This window comes from Xanthobacter agilis, assembly GCF_021730435.1.
Classification (GTDB): domain Bacteria; phylum Pseudomonadota; class Alphaproteobacteria; order Rhizobiales; family Xanthobacteraceae; genus Xanthobacter; species Xanthobacter agilis.
Genome location: NZ_JABWGX010000019.1, coordinates 77558 through 92012 on the forward strand (window position 1 = coordinate 77558; position 14455 = coordinate 92012).

17 protein-coding genes are annotated in these 14455 nt (G+C 67.9%); 7 read left to right on the forward strand and 10 right to left on the reverse strand.

The features are described from left to right. Positions 1-36: 36 nt before the first annotated feature. Entirely contained in the window at positions 37-531 is a 495-nt protein-coding gene (locus HUW53_RS14515; protein ID WP_237346479.1) for a GNAT family N-acetyltransferase, read from the forward strand. Between the two features lie 4 nt (positions 532-535). Here HUW53_RS14515 and HUW53_RS14520 read toward each other — a convergent pair whose 3' ends face one another. Both HUW53_RS14520 and HUW53_RS22000 read right to left on the reverse strand, forming a co-directional pair. Then, entirely contained in the window at positions 536-988 is a 453-nt protein-coding gene (locus HUW53_RS14520; RefSeq protein WP_237346480.1) for a hypothetical protein, read from the reverse strand. An 88-nt stretch (positions 989-1076) separates the two neighbouring features. Next, positions 1077-1634 (reverse strand): LuxR C-terminal-related transcriptional regulator, encoded by a 558-nt coding sequence (locus HUW53_RS22000; protein ID WP_237346481.1) that lies wholly within the window; start codon positions 1632-1634, stop codon positions 1077-1079. A gap of 209 nt (positions 1635-1843) precedes the next feature. Here HUW53_RS22000 and HUW53_RS14530 point away from each other — a divergent pair, with 209 nt between their 5' ends. From HUW53_RS14530 to HUW53_RS14540, 3 genes are all read left to right on the forward strand, one after another. Further along, positions 1844-3391: a class I adenylate-forming enzyme family protein gene (locus HUW53_RS14530; protein ID WP_237346482.1), complete on the forward strand. Its 1548-nt coding sequence runs from the start codon at positions 1844-1846 to the stop codon at positions 3389-3391. 80 nt (positions 3392-3471) lie between these two features. Then, entirely contained in the window at positions 3472-4278 is an 807-nt protein-coding gene (locus HUW53_RS14535) for an SDR family NAD(P)-dependent oxidoreductase (protein ID WP_237346483.1), read from the forward strand. A gap of 177 nt (positions 4279-4455) precedes the next feature. Beyond that, positions 4456-5658: an ABC transporter substrate-binding protein gene (locus HUW53_RS14540; RefSeq protein WP_237346510.1), complete on the forward strand. Its 1203-nt coding sequence runs from the start codon at positions 4456-4458 to the stop codon at positions 5656-5658. 189 nt (positions 5659-5847) lie between these two features. On the opposite strand, the gene HUW53_RS14545 is transcribed toward HUW53_RS14540, so the two are convergent. The 3 genes from HUW53_RS14545 to HUW53_RS14555 are packed head-to-tail and all read right to left on the reverse strand — an operon-like array spanning position 5848 to position 7340. Then, on the reverse strand, positions 5848-6315 hold the full coding sequence (locus HUW53_RS14545; protein WP_237346484.1) for an SRPBCC family protein: 468 nt from the start codon (positions 6313-6315) through the stop codon (positions 5848-5850). 42 nt (positions 6316-6357) lie between these two features. Further along, complete coding sequence (locus HUW53_RS14550; protein ID WP_237346485.1) at positions 6358-6822, reverse strand: thioredoxin family protein; 465 nt, start codon at positions 6820-6822, stop codon at positions 6358-6360. After that, positions 6819-7340: a hypothetical protein gene (locus HUW53_RS14555; protein WP_237346486.1), complete on the reverse strand. Its 522-nt coding sequence runs from the start codon at positions 7338-7340 to the stop codon at positions 6819-6821. Before HUW53_RS14555 ends, HUW53_RS14550 begins: the two co-directional genes overlap by 4 nt. A gap of 100 nt (positions 7341-7440) precedes the next feature. On the opposite strand from HUW53_RS14555, the gene HUW53_RS14560 reads away from it, so the two are divergent. Beyond that, positions 7441-7785, forward strand: coding sequence for a hypothetical protein (locus HUW53_RS14560; RefSeq protein ID WP_237346487.1), 345 nt, complete (start codon positions 7441-7443; stop codon positions 7783-7785). Between the two features lie 10 nt (positions 7786-7795). Here HUW53_RS14560 and HUW53_RS14565 read toward each other — a convergent pair whose 3' ends face one another. Continuing rightward, positions 7796-8008, reverse strand: coding sequence for a type II toxin-antitoxin system HicB family antitoxin (locus HUW53_RS14565; protein WP_237346488.1), 213 nt, complete (start codon positions 8006-8008; stop codon positions 7796-7798). Further along, positions 8005-8247 carry a hypothetical protein gene (locus tag HUW53_RS14570; RefSeq protein WP_237346489.1) on the reverse strand — a complete coding sequence of 81 codons (243 nt, stop codon included), beginning with the start codon at positions 8245-8247 and terminating at the stop codon, positions 8005-8007. The genes HUW53_RS14565 and HUW53_RS14570 overlap by 4 nt, the downstream gene beginning before the upstream one ends. Positions 8248-8535: 288 nt before the next feature. On the opposite strand from HUW53_RS14570, the gene HUW53_RS14575 reads away from it, so the two are divergent. Together HUW53_RS14575 and murI are read left to right on the forward strand one after the other, a co-directional pair. Continuing rightward, positions 8536-9966, forward strand: coding sequence for an exopolysaccharide biosynthesis polyprenyl glycosylphosphotransferase (locus HUW53_RS14575; protein WP_237346490.1), 1431 nt, complete (start codon positions 8536-8538; stop codon positions 9964-9966). 2 nt (positions 9967-9968) lie between these two features. After that, positions 9969-10817, forward strand: a complete 849-nt coding sequence (murI, locus tag HUW53_RS14580; RefSeq protein ID WP_237346491.1) for a glutamate racemase — start codon at positions 9969-9971, stop codon at positions 10815-10817. 19 nt (positions 10818-10836) lie between these two features. Here murI and HUW53_RS14585 read toward each other — a convergent pair whose 3' ends face one another. From HUW53_RS14585 to HUW53_RS14595, 3 genes are all read right to left on the reverse strand, one after another. Next, positions 10837-11997: an AGE family epimerase/isomerase gene (locus tag HUW53_RS14585; RefSeq protein WP_237346492.1), complete on the reverse strand. Its 1161-nt coding sequence runs from the start codon at positions 11995-11997 to the stop codon at positions 10837-10839. A gap of 10 nt (positions 11998-12007) precedes the next feature. Next, entirely contained in the window at positions 12008-13231 is a 1224-nt protein-coding gene (locus tag HUW53_RS14590) for an HAD-IIIA family hydrolase (protein WP_237346493.1), read from the reverse strand. A gap of 70 nt (positions 13232-13301) precedes the next feature. Beyond that, a complete protein-coding gene (locus tag HUW53_RS14595; RefSeq protein ID WP_237346494.1) occupies positions 13302-14351 on the reverse strand; it encodes a GHMP family kinase ATP-binding protein in 1050 nt (349 codons plus the stop codon). Between the last annotated feature and the right edge of the window lie 104 nt (positions 14352-14455).

Below are 14455 nucleotides of genomic sequence, written 5' to 3' on the forward strand. Positions count from 1 at the left end.
GATGCTTGTTCCTGCCTGAAAGTGCCGAAGACGATCATGACCGAACTTCCCCTCACCATCGCCATTGAGACCTCCCACGACGACGCGGCCGTGGACCGGCTGCACGAGCGCACCTTCGGCCCCGGACGGTTCGCGCGCACCGCCTTCCGCATCCGCGAGCAGGCGGCGCATGAGCGGACCCTGTCCTTCACCGCGCGGGTCGGCACCATGCTGGTGGGCTCGGTGCGGCTGACCCAGGTGCGGATCGGCACCACTCCGGCCCTGCTGCTGGGTCCCCTCTCCGTGGAGCCGCCGTTTCAGTCGGTGGGCATCGGCGGACGGCTGATGGACGTGGCGCTGGAGGCGGCCAAGGCGGCGGGACACCGGCTCGTGGTGCTGGTGGGCGATGCCCCCTATTATGCCAAGTTCGGCTTCAAGCCGGTGCCGTTCGGCGTCGTCACCCTGCCCGGCCCGGTGGACCCCGCCCGGCTGCTGGTGGCGGAGCTTGCGGACGGCGCCTTCGCCGGCGTGTCCGGCATGGTGCACGCCTGATCGCTCAGGCGAGCCGGTCCAGGAGGGTCAGCGCAAGCAGCGCGGCAAGGCCGAGATCGGAGACCATGGCGATGGTCTCCTTGCCATTGCGCGTCTTCCGCAGCGCGTGCTGGATGCCGGCAAGGCCCAGGAACACGGCCCCGGCGAGCGTTGCCGGCACCCCCCAGGCCGGCACCACCAGCGATGCCAGGGCGATCAGGGCAATGGACGCATTGGCGAAGCCCAGCTCGCGCACCAGGATATGCGCGCGCGGATCGCTGACCTGAAGGATCTCGGCGGTGAAAGCCGGCTGCGTCATCTGCTTCACCGCCGCCAGCATGACGCGCACGCCCACCCCCCAGAAGGTGAACCACTTGCCCGCGAGCGGCAGCAGCGCGCCGCCATGCAACGCCAGTTCCAGACCGATGGAGGCCAGCGGCAGCACCAGCATGGTCGCAATAATCACGCCGAGATACATGGTTTCCCTTATCCCCGTTTCGCCATCTGGAGCGCGATCAGAATGCGGCGGTGGCGCAACCGTTATCCCGTAGGACGGCGCAGATGGCTCAAATGACACCGCCGCCCATGCGCACGTTCAATTCGGCGGCGTTGCTCACCTTCAGCTTGCGCATGAGCCGCAGCCGGTGTCCCTCCACCGTGCGCGGCGACAGGCCCATGAGCTTGGCGATCTCCTTGCTGGTGCGCCCGCGCGCCACATGGCAGGCCACGTCCCGCTCCCGCCGCGACAGGGCCTGATCGAGATGCGGCGGCGTCGGCAGCTCTGCGAAGCTCCAGACCGCGCGGGCGAGCGGATCGGCCGGGGTCAGCGAGCGCCCCGCCACCCGGCACCAGAAGACATCGCCATCGCCCCGCTTCATGAAGCGCTCGTCGGCAAATTCAGCCCCGTCGCGCAGCGGCCCGAGCCAATGCTCCACCACGTCTGCGAAGGCATCGACGGAGGGATAGATCAGCGCCAGGGAACGCCCCGCGAGCGCGTCGGCCTCGGCGCGGAACAAGGCGGCGAAGGCCCGGTTGCAGGCCTGGATGATGCGATGTCGCGACAGGGCCAGCGCCACCGGCGCGCTCCGGAACCCCTCCGCCAGATCGTCATCCCCGCACGCCACGCCACCCCTCCGAGACAGAAGATCGCGTAATTCTACGCATTGCCGCCGACCTGTCACCAAGGCTTTCCTGAGCGGACGACCATGACGCGACGCCGGACCACCGGCGCGGCGGGGAAAAATCCCCGAAGGGACGGAAACATGACGCCAATCTCGTCCGGCCATCGCGCCGGCTGTCGCCCCCATTGCGCCCGCTTTGTCCGGGGGCGGCCATGAACATCGCCCGCTGGCTCCTGGCGCGGGCGCAGCTTGGCCCCGATGCGCCCGCCCTGCTCGACGGCACCCGCGTGGACGCCGACTACCGCACTTTTGCCCACCGCGCCGGCGCCATCGCCCGCGCCTTGCGGGACCATCACGGCATCGCCCCCGGCGACCGCGTCGGCGTGTTCATGACCAACCGCACCCGCTACCTCGAATGCCTCTATGGCATCTGGTGGGCTGGCGCGGTGGCGGTTCCGGTGAACGCCAAGCTGCATGGGCGCGAGGCCGCCTGGATCTTCGCCGATGCCGAGGCCACCCTCGCCTTCGTCGCCGACCACACACTGGAGGCATTGCACGCGGTGGCGGATAGCGAAGCCCTGCCGCCGCTGGTGGACGTGGACGGTCCCGGCTTCACCCGCCTGTATGATTCGCCGCCGGACCCCGAGCCCCTGGCCTGCGAGAGCGACGATCTCGCATGGCTGTTCTACACCTCGGGCACCACCGGGCGCCCCAAGGGGGTGATGCTGAGCCACGGCAACCTCACCGCCATGTCACTCTCCTATCTCGCGGATGTGGATGAGGCCCACGCGGAGGACGCCATCGTCTATGCCGCGCCCATGTCCCATGGGGCGGGCATGTACAATTTCATCCATGTGCGGGTCGGCGCCCGCCATGTGGTGCCCGCCTCCGGCGGCTTCGATGCGGACGAAGTGCTGGATCTTGGCCACGCTTTGGGCAACCTCACCTTCTTCGCCGCGCCCACCATCGTGCGCCGACTGACCGATGCCGCCCGGCGCCGGGGCGAGAACGGCGCCGGCATCAAGACCATCATCTATGGCGGCGCGCCCATGTATCTGGCCGACCTCGAGGACGCCATCGCGGTGATGGGCCAGCGCTTCGTCGAGATCTACGGCCAGGGCGAGAGCCCCATGGCCATCACCGCCCTCGCCCGCACCTTCCATGCCGAGACCGCGAGCGAACGCGGCCGCGCCCGGCTCGCCTCCGTCGGGGTGGCGCAAAGCGTGGTGGAGGTGCGCGTCGCCGACCAGGACGGGCGCACCCTGCCGCCGGGCGAGACCGGCGAGATCGTGGTGAAGGGCCCCACAGTGATGCGGGGCTATTGGCGCAACCCCAAGGCCACCGCCGACGCCATCCGGGACGGCTGGCTGTTCACCGGCGACCTCGGCCGCATGGACGACGACGGCTTCCTGACCCTCACCGACCGCTCGAAGGATGTCATCATCTCCGGCGGTACCAACATCTATCCGCGCGAGGTGGAAGAGGCGCTATTGACCCATCCGGCCGTGCGCGAGGTGTGCGTGGTGGGCGAGCCCGACCCCGAGTGGGGGGAAAATGTGGTGGCCTATGTAGTCACCGCGCCCGACATGGATGTCACCGACGCCGCGCTCGACGCCCATTGTCTGTCCTCCATCGCCCGCTTCAAGCGCCCCAAGCGCTACGAGCGGCGCGACGAGCTGCCGAAGAGCAATTACGGCAAGATCCTGAAGACGGTGCTGCGGGCGGAGATCACCGCGCGTCACCACCCCGTCGAAGGCTGAGCGCCGCGCGCCAACGCGGATGCGCACACAAATCACCGCCCCGCACGCGGGCGGACAATGAAGAATCAAGGGAGGAACCGATGGGAGAGCGGCTTTCGGGCAAGACCGCGCTGGTGGTGGGCGCGGGCGCGGTGGGGCCGGGCTGGGGCAACGGCAAGGCAACCGCCGTGCTGTTCGCCCGCGAGGGCGCCAAGGTGTTCTGCGTGGACGTGAACCCTGCCGCAGCGGAAGAAACGGTGAATCTCATCCGCGCCGAGGGGGGCGAGGCCGAGCCGTTCCGGGCGGATGTGTCGAAGCCGGGCGACATCGCCGCCTTCGTCGAGGCCTGCGTTTCGCGCTATGGCCGCATCGATGTGCTCGACAACAATGTGGGCCTCGCCGAGGTGGGCGGCGTGGTGGAGCTCCAGGAAGAGGTCTGGGACCGCATGTTCCAGGTGAATCTGAAGAGTTGCTACCTCGCCATGAAGCACGTCATCCCGGTGATGGCGCGCCAGGGCGGCGGCTCCATCGTCAACATCTCGTCCATCGCCTCGATCCGCTACACCGGCGTGCCCTATGCCACCTATTACGCGACCAAGGCGGCCATGAACCACCTCTCGCGCACCACCGCGGTGGAATATGCGGCGCGGAACATCCGCGTGAACTGCGTGCTGCCCGGCCTGATGAAGACGCCGATGGTGGAAAAATCCACCGGGCTCGCGCGGAGCTACGCCGGCGGCGACGTGGAGGCCATGTGGAAAGCCCGCGACGCGCAGGTGCCCATGGGCCACATGGGCACCGCCTGGGACGTGGCTTACGCGGCCCTGTTCCTGGCCAGCGACGAATCCAAATATGTCACCGGGCTCGATCTGGTGGTGGATGGGGGCGTGACCCTGAAGATGGCGTGACGCCGGCCCGCGATGGGACGGCGCGGCGAGACTTCTTCACACCCTGTCGCTCAGTTTTGCGTGAAAGGGCGCGCGCCGCCGATCCACTCGGCTATGCTTGCAAAAAATCTGGAGCGCGAACGGGCTCCGACATGGGAGGAAACAGTGAAGACACGCAATCTGCTGCTCGCCGCAGCCATGCTCACCCTTGGCGCGTCCTTTGGCGCGCCCTTCACCGCGACCGGCGCCAGGGCGCAGGATATCCCGGTCAAGCTGGGGGTGCTCAATGACATGTCCGGCCTCTATGCCGACATCTCGGGCCCCGGCTCGCTGGTGGCCGCGCAAATGGCGGCCGAGGACTTCATGGCCAAGAACAAGGGCGTCAAGGTGGAGGTCATCGGCGCCGACCACCAGAACAAGCCCGACGTCGGCTCCGCCATCGCCCGCAAATGGTACGATCAGGACCATGTGGACGTCATCATGGACACCACCACCTCATCGGTGGCGCTGGCCGTGAACGACGTCACCCGCGAGAAGAACAAGATCTTCCTGGTTTCCGGCGGCGGCACCTCCGACCTCACCGGCGCCAAGTGCTCGCCCAACACGGTCCATTGGACCTATGACACCTGGGCTCTCGCCAATGGCACCGGATCGGCCCTGACCAAGCAGGGCGGCACGCCCTGGTTCTTCATCGTCGCCGACTACGCCTTCGGCGCCGCCCTGGAACGCGACGCCGCCGCCGCCGTGAAGAAGGCCGGTGGCACCGTGGCCGGCAGCGTGAAGCATCCCTTGAGCGCGACCGACTTCTCGTCCTTCCTGCTCCAGGCCCAGTCGTCCGGCGCCAAGGTGATCGGCCTTGCCAATGCCGGTTCGGACCTCATCAACGCCATCAAGCAGGCCTCCGAGTTCGGCATCACCCAGGGCGGCCAGTCGCTGGCGGGACTGCTCATCTTCTCCAGCGACGTGAAGGCGCTGGGGCTTCAGGCGGCGCAGGGGCTGCTGCTGACCGAAGCCTTCTATTGGGACCTCAACGACGACACCCGTGCCTTCTCCAAGCGGTTTGCCGAAAAGTTCGGCGGCAAGATGCCCACCAGCGCCCAGGCCGGCGTCTATTCCAGCGCCATGCACTATCTCGACGCGGTGAAGGCGAGCGGCACCAAGGACGCGCCGAAGGTGATGGCGCAGATGCGCGCCACCCCCATCAACGACCCGCTGTTCGGCAAGGGCGAAGTGCGCATCGACGGCCGCGCCACCCATCCCATGTATCTGTTCCGCGTGAAGAAGCCGGCCGATTCGAAGGGCCCCTGGGACCTCTACGAGCTGGTGGCGACCATTCCCGCCAACGAGGCCTTCCGCCCCCTGGCGGACGGCGGCTGCCCGCTGGTGGCCCAGGCCAAGTGAACCTAGGCCAAGTGAACTAGGCCAAGTGAACCCGGACCAAGTAAACCCGAACCGCGTGAACCCGCACCACATGAGCGCGCGCCGTCCATAAGCGCACGCGCGCCTCACGCCCCCGGCGTGGCGGCGGAACCGGGGGCCGCGTCGCGAGGCGCGGCCCCTTTTGTATCCCGTGGCTGGAACCCGGTCCGTTCAGGCGCCGTGTTCCACCAGGTCCGGCAGGCGCTTGGCGAGGGCGCGCAGCACGCTTTCCGAGCCCTTGGACATGATCTCGAACACCCCGTTCGACGCCTCGTCGGTGGCGAAGCCCTCGTGCGAGAACATCAGGCGGGTGCCGGTTTCGGTGGGGGCGAGGGTCCAGGTCACCACCGTGTCGATATAACGGCCGAAGCCCTTCAACTCCTCATGGCCGCCGCGCCAGGTGAATTTCAGCAGCGCCTCCGGCACCACCTCGGTCACCTGGCATTGGAACTCGCCGTCCCAGCGCTCCACCGGCCGGCTCCAGATGGTGAACCTGTGTTGCAGCACCGGCTGGATGTCGTTGGGAAAGAACCATACGGCGAGCCACTCGGAATCGGTCATGGCCCGCCACACGGTCTCCACCGGATAGGCGAACTCGGCTTGCGTGAGAATGGCGCGGGTCTCGGCAAGGGTGGTCACGGCGAAACTCCCAATTGAGGCAATGAACAAGGACAGTCCGGCTCAAGACACCGCCGTCGCGGTCTCCTCCGCCTCGGACAGGGCGCTCCAGATCCAGCGGCGCAGGTCGCCGGCGAACAGAACGCCCGACACCCGCGCCACCTCCCGCCGATGGTGGATGAGGCTCAAGGTGGGAACGGTCTGGATGCGGAAATAGGTGGCAAGCGCGCTCTCGGCGTCGGTATCCACCTTGGCGAAGCGCACATGGGGCTCGAACTCGGCCGCCAGGCTCTCGAACACCGGCGCCATGCTGCGGCAGGGGCCGCACCAATCGGCCCAGAAATCAATGAGCAGGGGCAGCCCGCCCTCGGCCGTATGGGCATCGAAGCCGGCGGTGGACAGATGCATCGGCTGGCCCGCGAAAAGGGCCTCGCCACAGGCCCCGCAGCGGGCGCTTTTCAACTCCACACCCGGAGCCTGCGGAATGCGCGCATGACAATGGGGACAGGCGACGGTCAAGGCCTTCATGGCAGCTCTCCGGCAAGACGGGGCGCGGGCGGCCGTCCGGCGAGGCCCCCCGCGAATTGGGTGCGGAACAGGACCCAGGCGGCCGCGTCCGCAAAATGGACATCGGCGAACCATTCGACGGTGTCGGTGCCGTCGGCCCAGGTGCGCGGCGTGCGCCACCAGCCGAACGCCGGCCAGCGCGGGTTGCGCACCGCCGGCCCCACCCCCTCGCGCATCGACAGGCGGCCGATGGCTTCGGCGAGGCCCGCCATCACCTCCGGACGAAAGGTGAGCGCGAACGAGACACCGTGCCGGTGGAGCCGGTGCGGCGCGCGCAACAGGTGCTGGTCGATCAGTGCGAAGCCGGGTGGACCTTCGCCCCGGAACTCCCGCAGCAGCAGCAGGCGGAAGCCCGAGACGCCAAGCTGCGCCGGCACCGTATGGATGGCGGTGGGCTCGGCGTGACCCTCCCCGGCCGGGGCGAAAGCATCCGGAACGGGCGGCGCGGGGCCGACAGGATTGTCGTTTGCGTGGTCCATGGCACCAAACGTGCAAGAATGCGGCCGAAGCGGGCGGTGCCGTTCAAACCCAGCCCCGGACCCCAAACGCGGCCCGCGAAAGACCCACCAAGAGGCATCCGTGACCCAGCGCGACTACATTCCAGAACTCAGCGAAGTGCGCATGGTGCGCCGCGCGCCGGAGCGTCCCTTTCCGTTCGCGGACGAAGATCGGGCCTATGTGTCGGGCCGCCTGCGGGACGTGGAGACCGCGTTCGGCTTCACCGCCTTCCCCGGTCTCGCCTTCGACCAGATCCCGGCGCGGGCGCTGATCTCCCATTTCATCGAATGGTGGCGCACCCTGGAGCCGCGGACACCGGCCCAGGTGGAGGCCCACGCCCAGTTGCCGGCCGCCATCCGGCTGCTGGACACCGTCTCCACCTGGCTGGAGGAACAGGCGCAACGCCGTCCGCCCGGCGCGCGGTGAGCGGCCGCTCTCAGCCCCCGGAGGGCTCCGGGGGCGTGCGGTCGGAGGCCTTCAGGGCGTCGATGCAGGCGAACAGGGCCTGCCGCCCGTCGGTGAGCGCCGCTTCTGGCGTATCACCGACACCAAGGCAGCCGGGAATGTCGGGAAAGCTCGCAACGAAGCCGCCACCGTCCTCGGCGGCGATGGGCTTCAGCTCATGAGGATAGGCCGCGACGTCGGTCATTGGTCGATCCCGTCCATGAGGTCGACCATCTCCACGAACGCCCGCACATGGGGCGCGCGGATCTTCTGCTTCATGGGCACGGCCACGCAATTGGGCACGGAAGGGTGGGTGAACACCACATGGGTGCCCGTAACCTTGCGAAATTTCATCGCATATTGGGACGCGGTGATTTCGAGATCGGCCGGGCGCCAATCCCCGCCCGGATTGCTGCGCAATGCTTCGAGGCGCTTGTTGTACATGGTGAAATATCCATTGAAAGAGCGAAAAACATCATCTGGAAAGCTTTCAGTTTAGGCTGCGGCGCGCCCGCGGCAAGCCGAAAATGCCGGGCGCCGCGCCAGCCCGCGGCCCGCCCCCCGGCCGCGTGACGCAAGCTGTTGGATTGGGTCACAGTTCGTGAGCTTTGCTGCGTTAATCAAAGCTTAAGATGCGGGGTCAGGTACCCTTGACGGTCAAGCCGCGATTCAGGAGAAGGTGAGGCTGACGCCGGGTCGCTTCAAGGACCGGGCGGGCGGGAATGCGGCACCATGACTCGTTGGACCCACGGCCTTATCAATCGCCTTGTCATCGTCTGCGATATCATCATGGCGCTGCTGGCGGCGGTGGTCGCCCATCTGCACTGGAATTTCTTGTCCTGGAGCCAGATCGGCATCCTCTGGATCATCGGCATCTTCAGCTTCGTGCAGATACTTCAATTCGGCCGGGCGTATCGAGTGGAACATTACTCGCGAGTGCGCCGGCAAGTCGGACACGTCATCTTCGGCGGCATTCCGGCCGGTGTGGTCGTGGGCGTGTGTTATTATGCCATGATCCCGCCCGGCTACACCAATCTGAAGGTCCTGGTGGGCTGGGGCGTGACCACCATCATCGCCCTGCTGTTCGGCCGCCTGGTGCTGGTGCGCCTGGGGATGATCCAGGTGAAACGCCACGCGGTCCTGCGGCGCAACGTGGTGGTGCTCGGCGAGCGGACCCGGGCCCGCGATCTGGTGGATCGCTATGAGCAGGAAGAGGGCGCGGGCGGCCTGCTGTCCTTCGTCGGCCTGTTCACCGACGAGCCGCAGTCCACGCTCGACACCGGCCATCCGGTCTCGCCCGTGACCGGCAAACCCTATCCCCGCGAGCAGCACGGCGTTGCGGCGCTTCTGGACTACGCGCGCAATGCGCAGGTGGACATGGTGGTCATCACCAAGTCGTGGACGGACCCCGCGGCCATCAGCGCGCTGGTGGGCGAACTGCACCAGATCGCCACCGACGTGGTGGTGGAGCTTGATCCCCACTCCTTTTCGCTCAATTACGCCCACCTGACCATGCTCGCCGGCGAGCCCGCGCTCCAGGTGCAGCAGCAGCCGTTCAAGGGCTCGCTGGGGCTATTGAAGGCGGTGGAGGATTATGTGGTCGCCTCCATCGGCCTCATCCTCACCTCGCCGATCCTGTTGGCGGCGGCCATCGCCATCAAGCTCGAATCGCCGGGCCCGGTGCTGTTCAAGCAGCCGCGTGTCGGGCGCAACAACAAGGTGTTCGACGTCTTCAAGCTGCGCACCATGACGGTCGATCCCAATGACGACGGTTCCGCCGGCACCCGCCGCGACAGCCCGCGCATCACCCGCATCGGCCGCTTCCTGCGCTCCACCTCCATCGACGAGCTGCCGCAGTTGCTCAACGTGCTGAAGGGCGACATGTCGGTGGTGGGGCCGCGCCCCCATGTGCCCAACATGCTGGTGTCGCCCAATGTGGTGTATGAGGCGATCCAGCATTATGTGTCGCGCTACCGGGTGAAGCCGGGCATCACCGGCTGGGCGCAGATCAACGGCTCGCGCGGCCCCGTGCTCTCGGTGGAGAAGGCCGAGCGGCGCCTCGCCCTCGACCTCTATTACATCGAGAACTGGTCGATCTGGCTGGACTTCCGCATCATGGTGCTCACCGTCACCAAGGGCATGGCTGGTCCATCGGTGTTTTGAGCATGAACATCGGGATCTTCGATTCCGGCAGCGGCGGGCTCACGGTCATGCGCGCCCTCGACCGGGCGCTGCCGAAGGAAAACTTCATCTATCTCGGCGACCACGCGAATGCCCCCTATGGCGACCGGTCGGCGGAAGACATCTACGCGCTGACCCTGCGCAGCGTGGAGCGGCTGTTCCAGAACGACTGTTCGCTGGTCATCCTGGCCTGCAACACGGCGGCGGCGCGCGCCCTGCGGCGCCTCCAGCACACCTGGCTTCCCACGGCCTATCCCGGCCGGCGCGTGCTCGGCGTCATCGTTCCGGTGGTGGAAGAGGTGACGGGGATGCGGTGGGTCGCGGACCAGACCCCCGTCGCGCGCCCACAGACCGCCGCCCCCGTCGCCGTCGGTGTCTTCGCCACCCGGCAAACGGTGGAAAGCGGCGCGTTCGCCGGGGAAATTCACAAGCGCGCGGCCCATGTGGAGGTCTGGCAGCAGGCCTGCCCCGATCTCGTGCCCCTGATCGAGGACGACGCGGCCACGTCGAAGGTCGAGGCGGCGGTGGGCGGTTATGTGGCCCGGCTGGAGCAGCAGATGCACGGCCGCTCACCCGATGTCTGCATTCTCGGCTGCACCCATTATCCGCTGATCGAGCCCTTGTTCCGCAAGGCCCTGCCCGCCGCCACCCGCATTCTGTCCCAGCCCGAGGTGACCGCCCGCAGCCTTGTGGCCTATCTCGACCGGCACCGGGAGTTTTCCTTCCCCAGCGGTGGCCAGCGCACCTTTCTCACGACCGGAGACCCCACCCTCGCCTCGCGCATCGCATCCCGCTTCTACGGGCGCGACGTCGCCTTCGTCGCGACGGCATGAGGCAGGACCCCGCCGCGGCTCAGCGCCGCCCCTCCACCGTGTCGATCAATTCCGCCAGCGCGCAGGTGATGTGGTAGAGCGAGGAGCCGGGCGCGGGCATGTCGACCCAGGTGCCGTCGGGGTTGGACACATCCTGCCAGGTGCCGGGCACCGGCATATCCAGATAGAGCTTCAGCCCCGCATAGGCGCGGCGTGCCTCCTCCGCCTCGGCGGCGGTTCCAAGCCGCCGCAGGCGGGCGAGCGCCACCTTCAGGCGCTCGGTCTGCGGCCACAGGCGGGCGGTGGCCTTGTGCACCACGCCGGCGGTGGTGACCTCGTTGATGGCAATGCCGCGCACGGGATCGATGCCATGGGCGCGGCCGAAGGCGGTCAGCCGGTCGGACATCACGTCCCCCGGCCAGCCCCAGGGCACCAGCCCCTCGAACAGCCACGCCCACTCGAAGCAATGGCCCGGTTCCACCAAGGTGCCGTCGAGGCCGGGCGCGGGCCGAAGATCCTCAGTGAAGTATTCCACCAGCGCGCCGGTCGCCGCATCCATGAAACGGTCGCGGCAAAGCCGCGCCATGGCCTCCGCGCGCGCCTTCCATTCGGAACGCCCGCTCACCCCATAGAGGGCCGAGAACGCCTCGAAGAAATGCATGTGCGGGTTCTGGTGGCGGAACGGGCGGGGCATGTCCGTCTCCACGAAACCGCCGGCCGGATGGGCACGGTCCCTCTCCAGCACGGCGATATGGGCATCGGCCGCGTCCAGAAGCTCCGGCCGACCGAGGGCCTTGGAGGCATGGCCCAGGCAGAACAGCATGAAGGCCTGATCATAGAGATCGGCCCGGGCGTCCAGCACCGCGCCGTCGGTGGTGAAGGCATGGATGAAGAGGCCATCCGCCCGCCGACCATGGGCGAGGAGATAATCCACCGTGGCGTTGGCGAGGCCGCGCCAGTCCCCCGCCCAGCCCAGCCGCCCGATCTCGCAGAAGGAATAGGTGTGGCGCGCCTGAACGAACAGGCGCCGGGGCGCCTCGTCCGCCACACCGGCGCGGGTGAGGCGCTCGGCGAACAGGCCCTTTGCAAGCCGCCCCTGGGTGGACCAGAGCGGCGCGGCGACATCGAGCAGCCAGTGGCGGGCGTCGTCGGAAATGTCCGTGAGGCCCTGGACGGCGGGCGAAAGGCTGTGCGGCGACATCGTCGAGGTCTCAGCGGTTGGCGGGTTGGCGGGCGGCCACGGGGTGCAGCCCCTCCACGAAGGTGATGAGATCGCCGCCGGTGAACAGGTGCCCCTCGACCCCGGCGCCGGTGGCCGCCTGAAGATCGGACGCCTTGTCACCGATCAACAGGCTCTCCTTCACGTCCACCGGCCAGTGGGCCAGGAGGTCGAGCAGCATGCCGGGCGCGGGCTTGCGCCAGGGATGGGCGCCGGTGTAGCGCGCCACCGAGCCCTCGGGATGGAACGGGCAATAACGCCAATCGTCGATGGAGGCGCCCACCGCGCGCAATTCCTCCCCCATCCAGGCATGGAGGGCGGCAATGTCCGCCTCCGCATAATAGCCGCGGGCAACGCCAGCCTGGTTGGTCACCACGAAGGTATAGAAGCCGATGTCGTTGAAGCGCTTCACCGCCGCCTTCGCGCCCGGAACCCAGGTGATGTCTTCGGGCCGATGGGGATAGCCCGTATCCACGTTGAGCACCCCGTCGCGGTCGAGGAACACCGCCGGACGCCGCCGCCGGGCCGGCACCGACACTTGCGCATCCGCATAGGTCTCGGGAATGCCGATGTCGATGAAGAAGCCCGGATAGGCGATGCCGGTCGCCTTGCCCTCGGCCACCAGGCGCGGCAGCAGGTCGCTTTCCACCGACGAGGGACAGGCCAGGGTCTCGATGGCGCGCCGGCGCATCACATAGACTCCGCCATTGATGAGCGCGGTGTCGAGCCCCGCCCCGCGCGGACGGAAGGCGGCGATGCGCGCGCCTTCCAGCACGATGGTCTCGTAGCGATCCGGCTTCTCCACCAGCCGCAGCGACATGCCCACATCGCTGTCGTGGGCGAGGGTCTGGGCGGCAAGGTCCAGCCAATTGAAGTCGAACCAGGTGTCGCCATTGAGCAGCAGGAAGGTCTCTTCAAGCCGTGGCAGGGCATTCACCAGGGCCCCGCCGGTGCCGAGCGGCGTCGGCTCGACGCAGATCTCCACGCGGGCGTCGAACCGGCCGCGCACGTCGGTGCGGTCGATATAATCGGCGACCACCTCGGCCCGGTGCCCGGCCAGCAGCAGGAAGCGGGTGAAACCGCGCCGGCGCGCCTCGGCGATGAGCACTTCCACGAACGGAATATCGCCCACCGGCAGCAACGGCTTCGGCGTGTCGGCGGTGAGCGCGCCGAGCCGCGTGCCAAGCCCGCCGAGCAAAATCACACATTGCTTCACCACCGCCAGCTCCCCCCTGCCTGTCCGTGATGGCGCGCGGCGCCATCGCCCGCGCCCGCGTCGCGCCCGATCAGGCGCAGATGGGCCATCCTTCGGCGCCGTCGAACGTGAACTTCACCGAACTCGCCTGCCCGCCCGCCGCGTTCAGCACCTGCTTCAGGCGATAGACGTTCTCCGGATCGGTCAGGAACATGAGGAAGCCGCCGCCGCCGGCGCCCGATACCTTGCCCGCCCAGGCGTCCGCCGCCATGGCCTCGTTGTAGAGCCGATCCACCGCCTCGGTGGCGACGCCGGCCGCGGTCGCCTTCTTGGCGGTCCAGGACCGCCCCAGAATCTCCGCCGTACCGCGAATGTCGCCCTTCAGCAGGGCGAGCTTCATCTCGATGGCATCCTGCTTCAGCTTATGCATGTTCTCGACGGTCTTGGCGTCGAGCTGCTTCAGCCCCGCCACCTGCTGCTTGATGATGTTTTCCGATTGCCGCGACTGGCCGGAGAAGCAGATGACGAGGGAAGCCTCGAACTCATTGAGATATTCGCGCCGGATCCGCAGCGGATTGACGATGGCCCGGTCGCCCGGCAGGAACTCGATGAAATTGAGCCCTCCGAACGCCGCCGAATACTGGTCCTGCCGCCCCCCCGCAAGGCCGATGTGCACGCGCTCGATCTCGAAGGCGAGCCGCGCCACCTCATAGGGCCCGAGCGGCAGCTGCAGCGCCGAGCGGAACGCCTCGATCAGCGCCACCACCAGCGCCGAGGACGCCCCGAGGCCCGAGCCGGCCGGCACGTCGATGGTGGTGGAGATGGTGAGCGGCACCGCCACGCCGTCGCAATAGGTCCTCATCATGTGGGAATAGACCGCGCGATGCAGCACCAGACCCTCATGAATGGAATGGTCCACGCGCGGTTCCAGCACCTCCTCGGTGTCCACGTCGCGCGCCCGCAGCACCAGGGCACCGATGCGGTTGGTGCGCACGTGGGCATAAGCGAAGCGGTCGATGGTGGCGTTGAGCACATTGCCGCCGAACTCATCGCAATAAGGCGACAGATCGGTGCCGCCGCCGGCCAGCCCCAGGCGCAGGGGAGCACGGGCGCGAACGTTCAGCGCATCACCGATGGCCATGGGGGGATCCTTTTCGAGGCGTTTGCGGGGAGATCGGGCGGGAAGAGCGGCGAGGGACTCTCACGGGGGCACGGCGGTACAGGAGCCCAGTCATCACGTCGGTG

What these genes read in the sequence shown, in the direction of transcription:
- HUW53_RS14515 (WP_237346479.1), top strand. Translation starts at nt 37, where the DNA reads ATGACCGAACTTCCCCTCACCATCGCCATTGAGACCTCCCACGACGAC.
- HUW53_RS14520 (WP_237346480.1), bottom strand. Translation starts at nt 988, where the DNA reads ATGTATCTCGGCGTGATTATTGCGACCATGCTGGTGCTGCCGCTGGCC.
- HUW53_RS14530 (WP_237346482.1), top strand. Translation starts at nt 1,844, where the DNA reads ATGAACATCGCCCGCTGGCTCCTGGCGCGGGCGCAGCTTGGCCCCGAT.
- HUW53_RS14535 (WP_237346483.1), top strand. Translation starts at nt 3,472, where the DNA reads ATGGGAGAGCGGCTTTCGGGCAAGACCGCGCTGGTGGTGGGCGCGGGC.
- HUW53_RS14540 (WP_237346510.1), top strand. Translation starts at nt 4,456, where the DNA reads ATGCTCACCCTTGGCGCGTCCTTTGGCGCGCCCTTCACCGCGACCGGC.
- HUW53_RS14550 (WP_237346485.1), bottom strand. Translation starts at nt 6,822, where the DNA reads ATGAAGGCCTTGACCGTCGCCTGTCCCCATTGTCATGCGCGCATTCCG.
- HUW53_RS14555 (WP_237346486.1), bottom strand. Translation starts at nt 7,340, where the DNA reads ATGGACCACGCAAACGACAATCCTGTCGGCCCCGCGCCGCCCGTTCCG.
- HUW53_RS14565 (WP_237346488.1), bottom strand. Translation starts at nt 8,008, where the DNA reads ATGACCGACGTCGCGGCCTATCCTCATGAGCTGAAGCCCATCGCCGCC.
- HUW53_RS14570 (WP_237346489.1), bottom strand. Translation starts at nt 8,247, where the DNA reads ATGTACAACAAGCGCCTCGAAGCATTGCGCAGCAATCCGGGCGGGGAT.
- HUW53_RS14575 (WP_237346490.1), top strand. Translation starts at nt 8,536, where the DNA reads ATGACTCGTTGGACCCACGGCCTTATCAATCGCCTTGTCATCGTCTGC.
- murI (WP_237346491.1), top strand. Translation starts at nt 9,969, where the DNA reads ATGAACATCGGGATCTTCGATTCCGGCAGCGGCGGGCTCACGGTCATG.
- HUW53_RS14585 (WP_237346492.1), bottom strand. Translation starts at nt 11,997, where the DNA reads ATGTCGCCGCACAGCCTTTCGCCCGCCGTCCAGGGCCTCACGGACATT.
- HUW53_RS14595 (WP_237346494.1), bottom strand. Translation starts at nt 14,351, where the DNA reads ATGGCCATCGGTGATGCGCTGAACGTTCGCGCCCGTGCTCCCCTGCGC.